General features: G+C 45.5%; 13 protein-coding genes. 1 reads left to right on the forward strand and 12 read right to left on the reverse strand.

What is annotated here, in order from left to right; translation table 11 throughout:
* Positions 1–33: 33 nt before the first annotated feature.
* The 10 genes from NSQ57_RS13540 to metH form a co-directional block, all read right to left on the reverse strand.
* Positions 34–1,527, reverse strand: coding sequence for a serine/threonine-protein kinase (locus tag NSQ57_RS13540; RefSeq protein ID WP_342426130.1), 1,494 nt, complete (start codon positions 1,525–1,527; stop codon positions 34–36).
* A gap of 179 nt (positions 1,528–1,706) precedes the next feature.
* Positions 1,707–2,765, reverse strand: a complete 1,059-nt coding sequence (locus tag NSQ57_RS13545; protein WP_039271278.1) for an SAM-dependent methyltransferase — start codon at positions 2,763–2,765, stop codon at positions 1,707–1,709.
* 22 nt (positions 2,766–2,787) lie between these two features.
* Positions 2,788–3,561, reverse strand: a complete 774-nt coding sequence (locus tag NSQ57_RS13550; RefSeq protein WP_342424933.1) for an ATP-binding cassette domain-containing protein — start codon at positions 3,559–3,561, stop codon at positions 2,788–2,790.
* Positions 3,558–3,872, reverse strand: coding sequence for a thioredoxin family protein (locus NSQ57_RS13555; RefSeq protein WP_029517421.1), 315 nt, complete (start codon positions 3,870–3,872; stop codon positions 3,558–3,560). The genes NSQ57_RS13550 and NSQ57_RS13555 overlap by 4 nt, the downstream gene beginning before the upstream one ends.
* Entirely contained in the window at positions 3,869–4,207 is a 339-nt protein-coding gene (locus NSQ57_RS13560) for a cyclic-phosphate processing receiver domain-containing protein (protein WP_250239101.1), read from the reverse strand. Before NSQ57_RS13560 ends, NSQ57_RS13555 begins: the two co-directional genes overlap by 4 nt.
* 71 nt (positions 4,208–4,278) lie before the next feature.
* A complete protein-coding gene (locus tag NSQ57_RS13565) occupies positions 4,279–5,127 on the reverse strand; it encodes a deoxyribonuclease IV (protein WP_185156338.1) in 849 nt (282 codons plus the stop codon).
* The gene (locus NSQ57_RS13570) at positions 5,117–5,935 is read right to left on the reverse strand and encodes a DNA-formamidopyrimidine glycosylase family protein (protein WP_025724124.1); all 819 of its coding nucleotides are present in this window, start codon (positions 5,933–5,935) and stop codon (positions 5,117–5,119) included. The genes NSQ57_RS13565 and NSQ57_RS13570 overlap by 11 nt, the downstream gene beginning before the upstream one ends.
* A 73-nt stretch (positions 5,936–6,008) precedes the next feature.
* Positions 6,009–6,857: a TIGR01457 family HAD-type hydrolase gene (locus NSQ57_RS13575; RefSeq protein WP_080658623.1), complete on the reverse strand. Its 849-nt coding sequence runs from the start codon at positions 6,855–6,857 to the stop codon at positions 6,009–6,011.
* A gap of 464 nt (positions 6,858–7,321) precedes the next feature.
* Positions 7,322–8,251 carry a ribonuclease Z gene (gene rnz, locus NSQ57_RS13580; protein ID WP_029517417.1) on the reverse strand — a complete coding sequence of 310 codons (930 nt, stop codon included), beginning with the start codon at positions 8,249–8,251 and terminating at the stop codon, positions 7,322–7,324.
* 79 nt (positions 8,252–8,330) lie between these two features.
* On the reverse strand, positions 8,331–11,771 hold the full coding sequence (metH, locus tag NSQ57_RS13585) for a methionine synthase (protein WP_342424934.1): 3,441 nt from the start codon (positions 11,769–11,771) through the stop codon (positions 8,331–8,333).
* Positions 11,772–12,052: 281 nt separating this feature from the next.
* On the opposite strand from metH, the gene NSQ57_RS13590 reads away from it, so the two are divergent.
* Complete coding sequence (locus NSQ57_RS13590) at positions 12,053–12,595, forward strand: cupin domain-containing protein (RefSeq protein WP_341070920.1); 543 nt, start codon at positions 12,053–12,055, stop codon at positions 12,593–12,595.
* Between the two features lie 99 nt (positions 12,596–12,694).
* Here the strand turns inward: NSQ57_RS13590 and NSQ57_RS13595 are convergent, their stop codons facing one another.
* The gene (locus NSQ57_RS13595; protein ID WP_029517414.1) at positions 12,695–13,489 is read right to left on the reverse strand and encodes an HAD family hydrolase; all 795 of its coding nucleotides are present in this window, start codon (positions 13,487–13,489) and stop codon (positions 12,695–12,697) included.
* A 155-nt stretch (positions 13,490–13,644) separates the two neighbouring features.
* On the reverse strand, positions 13,645–14,154 hold the full coding sequence (locus NSQ57_RS13600; protein WP_025724118.1) for a hypothetical protein: 510 nt from the start codon (positions 14,152–14,154) through the stop codon (positions 13,645–13,647).
* Positions 14,155–14,219 lie beyond the last annotated feature (65 nt).

Here is a 14,219-nt window from a genome sequence, read left to right on the forward strand (position 1 = left end):
CTCCCCTGCCTCTTTTTGATATATACTTTCTATTTAGCGCCGTCGCTTAAGGAATGCGAAGCGTCTTCTCCGGGTGTCTGGAATAACTCCGCGAAACAGCTCGTCCAGCACCTGATCCATCTCATCATCCCGTTCGAAGGGGTCTGAGTGGAACGGTAGAGCAAATACTTTATCGTGATCCAGCTCCTTACGAAGCCTGCGAACCGCCTCCGAAGTTGCCAATGGCAAGCAGTAATTCCATTTGTGCTGTGGGTGGCGCTGAAGAGATCGGGCTAGCCCTGCTATATCCTGAACCCTCCATTCGGCCCCTGAGCCAACGACGAGCGGATAATCGGCTCTCAAGAATTCTTCCAGACGTTCATTATCCTGCCCACTCCCCAGGTCCAGTACGATAAATCTGTAAGAACCACCCAACAAAGAAATGACATCCGCACGCGATGTTTGTCGCCAGTAATGTACTCCATCGACTTCAAAACGCCGACTTGAACTCATTTGTCCAACGGATGTGCCTTCTACGACTTCTTGAAGTCGGGCAAATGCTTTGGCTGTGCTGTGCAGCTCAACCAAAGCTACGGAGCGGGATCTTCGAGCCAGATAGTGGCTCACCATAATTGCTGTATGCGTAGCACCGGAGCCGGCAGAGACACCCAGTACAGCCACTACCCTTGTACCTGCATAATCCATTGAGGCATCATTAACGGATATTCCTTGTTGAGCAGGTTGAAAATCAGCACTGCGACGCAGTTCTCCAATGACCTCCCCGGCGGATTGAAATCGTTCCTCAGGATTCTCACGCAGCAGTTTTCGAATTACTGGAATCAAATGACGAGACAATTCCCCGCGTATATATCCTTCTACTCCCGCAGTCCACTCGCTATATTTGCCTCCTGTACAGAGATACAATAGCAGCGCTCCCAAACTGTATAAGTCTGAACGAGCATCCGTCTGACCTGCTCCATATTGCTCCGGGGCAGCGAAGCCCACTGTGCCCAGCTTTACCGTATCTTGATCCAGCTCAGCCTTGTAGCTCCTCGCTATTCCAAAATCAATCAGTATAAATTCCATTTCCGGTGTCAGCATAATATTCGTTGGTTTCAGATCCCGGTAAATGACTGGTGGTTGACGGGTATGCAAATAATCCAACACATCCAGTACCTGCAAAGCGAATGGGACGATTTGCTCCTGTGGAATATAGCCTTGGTAGCCCTTCATATATGCTTCCAGCGTAATTCCTTCGATGTAATCCATAACCAGGTATACCGCACCAGATGGGGGATGCTCAAAAAAATCAACAATTCTTGGTAAACGTGGATGGCTTAGTGAAATCAGCATCTCTGCCTCCGTGCGTACAAGCTTCATCACTTGTGGCTCGGCAACCGACTCCTTCACTGCCCATTGCTTGCCTGGCAGTTTTAAATCCTCTGCCATGAACACGCGGCTCATTCCTCCCGAACCCAATGTGCGCACAATACGGTAACGCTCACCAACAATTGATCCGAATTCCAACTGTGATGGTTGCTTCATTATTCTCCTACCTCCTTTCTTAAGCAAACAACGCAAAAAAGGGAAAGCTGCCGCAAAATCAAATTTCCATGTCGCCATGAAAACCGTTTCGCGGGATACTTTCCCTTGATTTAAACATCATTATTATTTTTAAGGAACAATTTGGATTTATTATATAGCACACCTGTATCTATTGTAAAGTGTTATTTTCCATACTTAATCATGTACAGGGTAATCTCATCTCGATTATGGAATAGCTGCTTAGCTCGCTGAATCTGCATGCCGGACTCCTCAAATGAAGCAATTACATCATGAATGAGCGCCAAGGGCTTTTTATGCATTAGCTTGACCGTAACGATAGCAGTACCACCACTTCGCAAACTATATAGTAAATCAGTAACAAGCCTTGCCATTTGCTTAGGACTCCAGCTCATATCACAAACCAGCAGATCGAACGAATTCTCTTTAAATTTGACTTCACTTGCATTTTTACGCAAAAAAGTCAGATTGGCGTACTTCATCAGTGATGGCTCCATCTTTGCCGGATCAACCGCAGTAACTTTCAGTCCCCGCTCCAGTAAGAAGGAAGTCCATCCACCCGGTGCTGCCCCAATATCCAGTCCCTGATGGAAAGCGCCAAAATCTATGCCGAACGTTACTTCTGCTTCCAATAGCTTGAATTTGGCACGGGAAATTTGTCCGTCTTCTTTCTGAAAACGAACCGCACCTCCGCTCCAATCCGATAGGTTGTCCTCAGGACGTGATACACCTGCATACCACGTATCTGTATCTGCAAAAACGGACACAATAACATCGGCGCCTTGTACTGTTTGCTCCATAGGTAGATCACTTAATTGTTCACTCAAAGCCTGCTTAAGTGCACCTGCGCTTTCAGTCCAGCTGCTATTAGATCCTTTGCGCACCTGTAAAGAAACACGTTGATCCATCAGTTCCTTGCGGTTACGGATGAATGCAACCAGACGCTCCTGCACCTGAACCAGATCCGTTCCTTCTTCCTGAAAATGAACAGGAAACAAGTGACGTAAAAACATCGGCGGCTGACCTGTAATTGTCCTCACTACCTCAATTTCTTCCGCAGGTAATGTAGCCAGAAAAATTTCACCAGGTAAAAGCATCGTACTTTTCACAGAGCCAAATATTCTTCTAAGCTCCTCTTGAGCATAGGGTGCAAAACCGTGATTGGCCGTACAAATAAATCTTGATGATGACAAAGTAGATTCACTTTGTTCATCTGTACTCATATATAGTTCCTCCAAAATAACATTACCCTCCAGCGCACACCCGAATCCAGGGACGTTCTCCATCCCAATCCAGCTCAACCGAAACTTCATATGTGTGCATAATCAATTCTTTCGTTAAAACTTCTTTTTTCGGTCCAGCTGCTGCAACCTTACCATCACGAATCAATGCAACATGTGTAAATAGGGGGACAATCTCCTCAATGTGATGAGTCACATAGACCACTGATAAGTCCCGCTTGCGGAGCCGATCAATCTCGACCAGCATTTTTTCCCGCTCAAATAGATCCAACCCAGCACAAGGCTCGTCCATAATTAGCAGACGGGGTTCCGCCATCAGTGAGCGGGCCAACATCACCTTTTTACGTTCTCCTTGAGATAACGTCCCCAGCGTATGATGAATCAAGTCACCTAAATTCATACCCTCCAGCAAAGATATGGCCTTTTCTTTTGCCTCTGTTGGAATTTCCTGATAAAAGCGCAAAAAAGCATACGCACCTGTAGCGACTACTTCCCAAACTGGATCTTTTAACGCCAGCTTTTCCAATAAGGTCTGACTGATATATCCGATCTGCTTGCGGACCTCCCGCACATCACATTGACCATACATTTGCCCAAGCACTTCAACCGTACCACGACTTGGAAACATATACCCTGTCATCATTTCCAGCAAAGTTGTTTTACCGGAACCATTGCGACCCAGAATAGCCCAATGTTGACCTTCTCGTATATCCAGGCTTACATCGTCCAATATCCGTCTTTCTTCCCGCTGCAACGTAATGCTCTTCATGGATATCATTCCATCACGCTCCTTATTTTGCTCAGCAAGTGTTCTACAGATTCCATTTTGTAGATGATTTCAGGATTATTGTTTTCACCATTATATATAAGAAGCGCGGGAACGCTGGATATCCGGTACTCCTGTACCAGTTCAGGAATATAGTTAATGTTGCTCTGCACCACTGCTCCTTCGGGGAGCAAATGCTCTGCTACCTCCAGCATCTTACGGGCAGCCGCGCATGTTCCGCACATGGGAGTGTACACAAACAAAGCCAGCTTGCATCCCTCCCATATGGCACGGCGCGCGTCTTTTTGTCCGATCTCTTTCATTGTTCAGACCCTTTTCTGATCTCTCGCATACGCTCCTCGGGTATGGGCCCATTATGCACGGTGACTCCCTCTGGCTTATTCGCATAGAGCAGCTCATACATGGCTCGCCGCCCCTCTGGACTGGAGGAATGCAAGTAAATTTCACGTGGATATAACCGTTTCCCTGCGATAGCAGCAGCCACATCTTTTCCCGTAGGCTGACCTGGTCCCAAATCATAATCTAGCGATAGTATCGAAATAGGGTATTCATGAAGCAGCAGCAGGCACTCATCCGCATCTCTTGCCAGCTTAAAGCCCGGAGGACAAGGCCTATAATCGTCCATAAACAAATACATCAACTTCTCCTCCTTTTCCCATATATGCAAGTTCGCAAGCCTTAAAGTTATTTATTATTAATCAGACCGATTTACTCCCAGCTTAGAATCATTTGAATATCCTCCTGATGTGTCCCATCAGGTCCCGTCTCACTCTCCAAAACGATAGGAATGCCTCTTACGGCCTCCTGATCTGTCATCCAGCGCATGCCCTCAGTACCAATGTAGCCTTGTCCCACACGGGCGTGTCTGTCTTTTTTAGAGCCATACGGGTATTTAGAATCGTTCAAATGAACTCCGCATAGAGCTGACCAATAGCCGAGACGGTTTCCTTTATCAATCAAAGCCTCGTCCATTCCACCGTTCCACAATCCTGCTGCATACGCATGACAAGTGTCCAAGCAAAAGCCGATACTGTCAGGATACCGGCACAACTGACGGATTTGCACCATTTCCTCAAGCGTGGTTCCCATAGGTCCATGATCCCCCGCCTGATTTTCAATCAATATTTTAGCATTTCCCTGCCAGCCTTCCAGCACATCATTAAAACAGTTAATGATGTTACGATAGCCCTCTAGAGGGTCTAACGAATGCATGTGACCAAAATGAACGACAATCCCTTTTGACCCACAGGCTTCAGCAATATCCAGATCATTGCGTAATGAAGCAATCGTCAGCTCATAAAGTTCCTGACCACGCTCAGACCCATGAGCCGGATTAACGGGATATGGCGAATGAGCAATGGATTGAAGCTGGTGCTCTACACAGTAAGCGTTGCAAGCAGCAGCATCAGTAGCACTCCATTCCTTCAGTCTCAGACTACGAGGATTTTTCGGGAAATATTGAAATGAACGCCCCTCCTGCTCTCGCGCACGCATAGCGGCTTTGAAAAAGCCACCACGCGTACTCACATGGGAGCCGATGAGCAATTTAGGCATCATGCTGCTGTACCGGGCAATAAAATGCTTTTTTCCCCGCCAGTTCAACCCTTACAATTTTTCCGCCACTTGGAGATTCTTCTCCTTCGCGGTCATATACTCGACACTGATGATCAAATCCACCTGTTAGCGTGTCTCCCTCCATTAGAGGCATTTCCATGTACCCGCCTTCCGCAGTAGCTTCACGTAGTACGGATTGAGTGGCATGGTATAGCTTTTCCACTTTTTCTGGCGACTGCACAATGTTTTGTACTTTGGAACCCGGTGTAAATCCGGCGATATAAGCAATTTCGTCCGAATAACAATTGCCAATACCTGAAAAAATCTGCTGATTCACCAGTGTTGTTTTTAAAATCCCCCGGCGTCCCTTCAGCCGTGCTGTAAACTTTTCCAACGTCATGCGGCGGTCTAACGGGTCAGGTCCCAGGTCTGACAAAGCCTCCTCTGTTTCTTTAGCCGTCAGCAAGTGCAGATAACCTAAGCGCAGTCCGATAAAATAAAGCTTTACTCCACTAAAATCTAATTCGATCTGAACTGTACGATCTGGACGCTGCTCCTCCGTTCCCAGAAATAACAGCCCTCCCAACATCAGATGAAGTACGAGCCTCCCGCCCGTGTTTAAATGAAAAATCAAATGCTTGCCTCGACGCTCTAAATATACAACGGTCGTTCCGAGCAATTGCTTCTCAAACGTTTCCACTTCAGTATTAATGGACTTTTCACGGCTAACCGTCACTCCAGTAATCGGAATGTCCAAAATTTGTTTGGATAATAAGATTCTGTAGTTTTCCATTTCAGGAAGTTCCGGCATTTCAACATCTTTCCTTTCGTAGCTACATAGCTTTTAATGCTCGCAAGTTTTCTAAAACATATACTTTTTTCTATTATTTCAGCTCTTCTTTCATCCAGTCCTGCAATTCAGCGAGATTTTCAAACATCAGGTCAGGTTTTACTCCAACGGTACGCACATGTTCGTCCATATTAGCGCGGGTCGTCACGCCCGACAGGATCAGAGCTGTTTTACAACCTGCTGCTGCACCTGCCGCAATATCTGTAAGCATATTATCGCCCACAACCAGAGCTTCATCCGCCCTAATGTTTAAGCGGTTCAGTGCATAATTCATCAATACGCTTGAAGGCTTACCGATGACAATAGGCTTTACCTGTGAAGCCGCTTCAATTGCTGCTCCAATCGTACCTGCTCCTGGCGTTAGCCCATCATGTGAAGGCAATTGGAGATCCGGGTTTGTCAAAATAAAAGTGGCTCCTTCCCGAATCCAACGCATGGCAGCGGCCAGCGCATCATATGTAAATTGACGATCTATCCCCTGCACCACATAATCAGGATGGTTTTCAACAAGCTGCAAACCGGCTCCTGTGAGTGCATCACGTAATCCTGTCTCACCAATACAATATACACGAGCTCCAGGACTTTGCTGTGCTACATATTGTGCAGCTGCTAACGCCGAAGTATATACTTCATGGCTGGCCGCTTTAATTCCCATACCAACCAAATGCTCAGCCACCGATTCGGGTGTGCGTGAAGCATTGTTTGTAACATAAGCATAAGGTATCTGGTCTGTACGCAATCGGGATATGAACAGATCCGCACCCTTGATCATCCGATTTCCATGATAAAGGGTTCCATCCAGATCAATTAGTAACGATTTTATCGCAATCCCCTCCCCCACTTCAAATCCATTCACATCATAGCATTGAAAATTATAATTCATCCTATGAACGATGTTCTCCTTCTTATTTAACCACCTTAATGATTCAGGTTATAAAATAATCGGCTGTCTCCATTCATCCCATCTATCTTAAGTCAAAAATGCTTATGAAGTCCATGAATTGCTGGTAAACCGTGCAAAATAGCGCAATTCCTCGCTAAAAGCCGTCGCTTTCACATGACATAAGTTCACATCTTCGTCGAAATCCATCGAAGGCGCTATTTCCTCAAAGGAAATCTTCTGTATTTCCTGATCATGCTCAAGAAATAAAATCCTTTAAATTCGATATATAGAAACGCGAATATGACATACCTCCATATGTGGTAGAACAAATTCATCCCCACCACCGTGTACGGGTTCTCATCTCTTGTCGCATCCTGCGCTTTCCCGGAAAATAATTTCGGTGAAAAACAAAGGCACCGGAGCAAGCCCCGGTACCCATGCACATATCTTTCTCCAATCGTTTATTAACCGATATCGGGTACCGGTAACAACACATGCTGCTCCGCAAGCAATGAATTGGGAAATATGCTTCGCGCTTCCTCCAGCAATGGCTGAAGCTGCTCCTGATCTTTATACCTAGAACTAAAATGTGTCATGATTAGCTGACCCGCACCTGCGGCTTTTGCAGCCTCCGCTGCCTGAAGCGCCGTACTATGATGATACTCGTACGCTGTATCTGCCAGTTCATGCAGAAAAGTGGCTTCATGAACGACGACAGTTGCATCTTGAGCCAGCACTACCGTATTCGGGCAAGGTCTCGTATCCCCCAAAATCGTGATGATACGCCCCTTTTTCGGCGAACCCAAAACATCCTGAGGGTGCAAAATAACTCCACCCTCTACCTCCACGCTTTCCCCACGCTTTAACTTACCGTACACCGGGCCGGGCTTGATTCCATATCGCTCCAACAGTTCTTGGTTAAGCTTACCGGGCTTATCCATCTCTACAACTCGGTAGCCATAGCTGTCGATCCGATGATCCAGCAAAGCTGACTCTACCCGGAATTGTCCGTCATCAAACAGAACCCCGCCCGTATGCTCCACAATATGTAGTTGGTAATTGATACGCGATTGGCTGATCCCTAAAGATAGCTCGATATATTGCTGGATTCCAGGCGGTCCATATACCGTCAGTGGTGTCGTTCCCCCCTGGTACGCTCTGCTCGACAGCAGCCCCGGCAGACCAAAAAGATGATCCCCATGCAAATGGGTGATAAATATTTTTTCAAGTCTGCTTAGTTTGAGCGGCGAACGCAATACCTCTTGTTGAGTGCCTTCACCGCAGTCGAACAGCCACATGCTTCTTCGTTCTTCCAGCAAACGAAGAGCGATGGACGTTACATTTCGCTGAATCGTAGGCACCCCTGCATTTGTACCGAGAAAATAAAATTCCATAACATTAACCTTCTTCCTGCTGACCAGCAAAAAACCTCCGAAGCTCGGAGGGTATTTGCTATCCCATCTGATAAAGGTGTTAAACCTTTTCGACGTTAAAATACTGCGCCTGAGGGTGGCTGAACACCATGGCTGATACAGAAGCCTCCGGTTCCATCATAAACCCTTCCGTCAGCTCAACGCCAATATCCTCAGGTTTTAACAACTGGAACAACGGCCCCTGTTCCTCCAGATCTGGACATGCAGGGTAGCCAAAGGATACCCGAATGCCTTGATATCTGGCACCGTGCCGCTGTTTCATTGTCATATCGGCAGGGTCCGGAAAACCCCAGCTATCCCTGATAATATGGTGAAGCCGTTCCGCTAACCCTTCTGCTACTTCGAGTGCTACCGCTTGAAGTGCATGCGAGCGCAGATAATCCCCTTTATCTTTCCACTGGGTAGATATCTGCTGAATCCCATGACCAGCTGTAACGACCATGAAACCCACATAGTCCATAACTCCGGATTCCACTGATTTCAAGAAATCAGCCAGACACAGATAAGGCTCTACCTGCTGGCGCGGAAATGTAAATGTGTGCAGTACCTTGCTCACATCCGACGGATCATAGATCAGAATTTGATTCCCTTGCGACTGCGCTGGAAAGAAACGATACATGGCATGTGCCTGGATGATTCCGTCTGTCACAGCTTCAAACATGATGCTGTCCACGGTTTCCTTCAACTGAATCGCTTTCGGATCTTCCGAAGCCAGCAGCTGCTCAACATTGCCTTTTAAACCAAGATGATGCCCCATTAGCATCTGCATATTCACGTAAGGCAAAATATAATTCAGTGGATAGTTACGCAGTACATGGCGATCCGTATCTGGTGGAATATAGACGGGCAGATCCTGAGCAATGTTAGAGCGCACAGCTCGAGTGAGTTTAGGGAGCGGCTTGGCTTCCACGACGATTGCCGCTTCAGCTTCTCGCTCAGCCTCCATCTCCTCGGCCATTTTTTTACGGGACTCAGGATTCATAAGCTTATTGGCAATATCTAGGCCATCCATAGCATCCTTTGCATAGGCAACCAGACCATCATACTCAGGACGGATACGATTTTTAGTGAACTTACGTGTTAAAGCAGCTCCACCCACCATTATTGGAATATCAATATTCGCATTTTTCAAATCCTGTGCGGTCAGCACCATTTGTTGTGCCGATTTAACAAGCAACCCGGATAAGCCAATCATGTCGGCCTTTTCTTCACGGTAAGCCTCAATAATGCGTTCTGGTGGTACTTTTATACCCAGATTCACAATATGGTAACCATTGTTGGATAGAATAATCTCCACCAGATTCTTACCAATGTCATGCACATCACCTTTGACTGTAGCCAACAAAATCTTACCTTTTACTGAGGATTCATTCTTCTCCATGAACGGCTCTAAATAAGCCACGGACGCCTTCATCACTTCAGCGCTTTGCAGCACCTCTGCTACAATCAATTCGTTATTGTTAAACAGTCGTCCTACTTCCTCCATCCCCTTCATCAGCGGGCCGTTAATAATCTCCAGCGAAGAATATTTCACAAGCGCTTGCTCCAGATCCGGAATGAGTCCCTCCTTACTTCCCTCCACTACGTAGGAAGCCAGTCTTTCTTCGAGCGAAAGGTTTGATATCTTTTCTTTTTTCTCCACTTTCTTGTTACGAAAAGCTGCTACAAAAGCGGATAAAGTATCGTCATTTGTTTTATAGATCAAGTCTTCCGCAAGTTTCCGCTCATGCTCTGGAATGGATGCATAACGCTCAAGCTTCTCAGTGTTTACAATCGCATAGTCCAGACCTGCTTTGGTACATTCATATAAGTAGACGGAATTGAGCACTTCACGACCCGCTTCCGGCAAACCAAAAGAAACGTTACTGATGCCCAAGATAGTATGCACTCCGGGAAGCGCCTCTTTAATAATGCGAATACCCTCAATCGTTTCCTTAGCTGAACCGATATATTGCTCATCACCTGTTCCTACTGGAAATACAAGCGTATCAAAAATTAGATCCTCCGCTGCCAAACCGTAACGGTTCACCAACAGATCATAAGAACGTTTAGCTACCTCAAGCTTATCCTCACGTGAAATAGCCTGTCCGCGTTCATCAATCGTACCAACAACAACAGCGGCGCCGTACTTATGAATAAGAGGAGCCATGTTCTCAAATTTCTCTTCACCATCCTCCAGATTAATGGAGTTAATAATCGCCTTACCTTGCGAATATTGAAGTGCTTTATCAATGACTTTAATATCCGTTGTATCTATCACCAAAGGTACTTTTACCTTGTTTACAACCAGTTTCAAAAACGCTTCCATATCCGTCATTTCATCGCGGTCCGGGTCCTGCACACAAATATCAATGACATGCGCTCCGCTTTTTACCTGAGCACGGGCAATTTCAGACGCCTCTTCATATTTGCCTTCCACAATCAAACGCTTGAATTTGCGGGAGCCAAGAACATTTGTTCGCTCACCAACCATATACGGACGATTGTCCTGTTCAATATATACAGGCTCAATGCCTGATACGGCAGGAGGATGATGACCTACCAGCGAACGCGGCTCAAACTGCGACATACTTTCACTCATAACTCGAATATGCTCAGGCGTGGTACCACAACATCCCCCAGCAATATTCAACCAGCCTTTTTCAGCGAAAGCAGCCATTTTACGTGCTAATGAATCAGGCGATTCATGGTATTGGCCATTTTCATCGGGCAAGCCCGCATTTGGATAACAGCTAATAGCTGCAGAGGACATTTCAGACAGAGAGCGAATATGATCACGCATAAACTCTGGACCCGTAGCACAATTCAACCCAATCGAAATTGGATGTAAGTGTTCCAGTGATATGGAAAAGGATTCGATATTTTGTCCAGCCAACGTCGTTCCCATAGGCTCAATCGTGCCTGAAATCATTAGCGGAAGCTCGATACCTGTCTGCTCAAAAGCCTGCCGAATTCCGATACTTCCAGCCTTGACGTTAAGCGTATCCTGTGAGGTCTCCAAAAGGAGTACATCCACGCCGCCTTCAATAAGTGCCAAGGCCTGCTCTTGATAGCTGTCAATCAGCTCAGCAAATGTAACACCGCCTGTGACAGACAAGGTTTTCGTGGTTGGGCCCATAGCTCCTACTACAAAACGAGGCTTGTCCGCAGTGCTGTATTTATCCACCGCGTTACGCGCCAGCTTGGCCGCCACCAGATTAATTTCACGGGCACGTTCTGGTATATCGTAATCCGCCAAAACGACGGATGTTGCTCCAAATGTATTCGTTTCAATTAGGTCTGCTCCGGCCTTCAAGTATGCTTCATGAATCCCTTGAATGACATCCGGTCTCGTTAAGACCAGCATTTCATTACAGCCCTCCAGCTCTTCCCCACCAAAATCATCGGGGGAAAGGTCTTCCTGTTGAATCATGGTGCCCATGGCCCCATCAAGAAGGAGTATTCTTCGTTGTAATGCATCCTGCAAGCTAACTTTATCCAAATTTCTTCACCCCCGCAAAACGTTAAATCCTAGTTTAGCAGAAACCGTATCATTTAGATAGATTGAAGTAAAAACATACGTTTTATACAGGTTGTTCTTTGTAAAAACGACTTCTCTTATCCATTTTTATAGTTTGTAGCATTATTAAACGTACTTAACCCTGCATCCTTTAGCTATGTTCATTTGCATTATAAAATGTTGAAAGCCTGTATTGTACAACGTTTCAAGACATGGTATTCTTTATATAACATTAATCCAAGTGGAAAAGAGGGGATAAATACATGGCCGAAATCTTAATACGTAATACGAATGAAAGAATTAGCGGTGAAGAACAAGTACGTGAATTTCTGGAGAGTCACGAGATATTGTATGAACATTGGGATGCTTCCAAATTGTCCGGGGAGCTGCAAGAGAACTTTACCTTAACAGATGATCAAAAGGCCGCTGTTCTCAAAACATTTGAACCCGAAATCAAGGATTTAGCCGCACGTCGCGGATATAAAATATGGGACGTTATCACTCTATCTGAAGCAACGCCGAATTTGGACGAGTTGCTGGCCAAGTTTGAGCAAATTCACACCCATACCGAGGATGAAATCCGTGCCATTATCGCTGGTAAAGGCATCTTTATTATTAAAGGACCTGAAGAGATCGACTATTTTAACGTAGAGCTTTCACCGGGGGACGTTATCTCCGTACCCGAAAATATACCTCACTTCTTCACTTTAATGGAGAATCAAAAGATCGTAGCAGTCCGCTTGTTCATTGAAGAAAATGGCTGGATTGCGGAACCGTTCGAAGATCCAACCTTCATTAAAGCATAATTACGAATTTATCCTTGTGTAAATAAAAAACTCCCTCTGCTCTGTGACAATCGAGCGAAGGGAGTTTTCTTAATACTCGTTTCTAAAGGTGTAGATTTCTTACTTTAACGACTGAATAATTCCATCCAATTCAGACAGATGCTTGATTTGAAACTTCGGCTTGATCTCTGTGGTATTGGTTTTGGCGTTTCGGTTCACCCACACCGAGTGAACACCTGCTGCCAACGCTCCTTGAATATCAGTCGTCAGCTTATCTCCTACCATTAAAGCATGTTCAGGCTCAATACCAAGAAGCCCCAACGCATGCTGGAATATAGACGGATCCGGCTTGCCTCGACCAAATGAACCTGAAATGACCACATGATCAAAGAAAGGAGCTAATTGAGGAACTCCATCCAGTTTCTCCTGTTGTAAATCAGGGGAACCGTTTGTCAATAATAACAGCTTGTATTGTCCCTTCAATTGTTCTAGAATTTCAAACGTTTCTTCATATACATGGGGACGTGCGCGTCTTTCCGAAGCAAATTGGGTAGCCAGCTTTTCCGCCAACTTCTCATTATCTATCCCTAGTTGCTGGAGTCCTCTGCGCCATGATTCCTTTCGATAAACAGGGGCCAACTGTTCCAATTGACGGAATTCAGGTTGCTCACCTGCTGTAAAATTCGCCCACAATCCTTCAAACGGATTAATGCCGATCATTTGAGTAAAACTAAAGGTTTCATAGGATTCATACAAAGCGCGTGCTTCTTTACGTACGGCTTCCTCCAGAGCTTTTGGATCAACACCTGCTTCACGGGAGCCTGTTTGACACGCTGCATCAAATGCCTCTTCTACACTACGTTCATCCCACAAAAGGGTATCATCAAGATCAAACATTACCGCCTGAATCGTCATCTGAATTATCCACTCTCTTTCCACAGTATATGTACGCCTATTTGCTTGATTAAGCATTTGAATCGTTATGTGTGCCCATATTAAGCAAGCGGCCGCAGCATGTTATATGAAATAACATCATACGGCCTTTGTTACAGAGCTACAGGCTAAATCAGTTATTTCTTGTCAACCTGTATCTGATTGGATAGCGCAAACTTCTCAAGTCGCTCTGCAATGGCATCCGTGTCATAGCGACCTAATGATTTTGTGAAAATAAAATTACCACCCTTACCTTTTCTTTCAACGGTTACGTAACCCTTTTCAATCTTGATGGCTTTCATGTCCCCTGCCGTCATTGGACGTTCTCTACCACCTTTCAGCATATAGAGAGTATCCTTTCCCACTTTCAGATAAGGACGACGGATAAAAAAGATAACAGCCAGCATCAAGTACAGGCCGAATACAAGCCAATCCATCCCTCGCATACCGGTCTTAGTCAAAAAGTAACTCATAAGCATGTACAATACAGAAAGACCAGCCAGCATAATTGGCACAGTAATATTACGGCCACGAAAAATATCCATTGCAGAACCTGCGCCGCTAATGGTTTGAATACCTTGCTTTTTGCGCGATTTATTTAAATGCGCTGTGTTTTTGCGTACTTTTCTTTCAAATGATCGGGCCATCTCTCAATTCCTTCCCAGATATATTACATTAAAACAATTGCCTCAAAGCTGATCTATATAGATAC

This window comes from Paenibacillus sp. FSL L8-0502 (assembly GCF_038593055.1).
Classification (GTDB): Bacteria; Bacillota; Bacilli; order Paenibacillales; family Paenibacillaceae; genus Paenibacillus; species Paenibacillus polymyxa_D.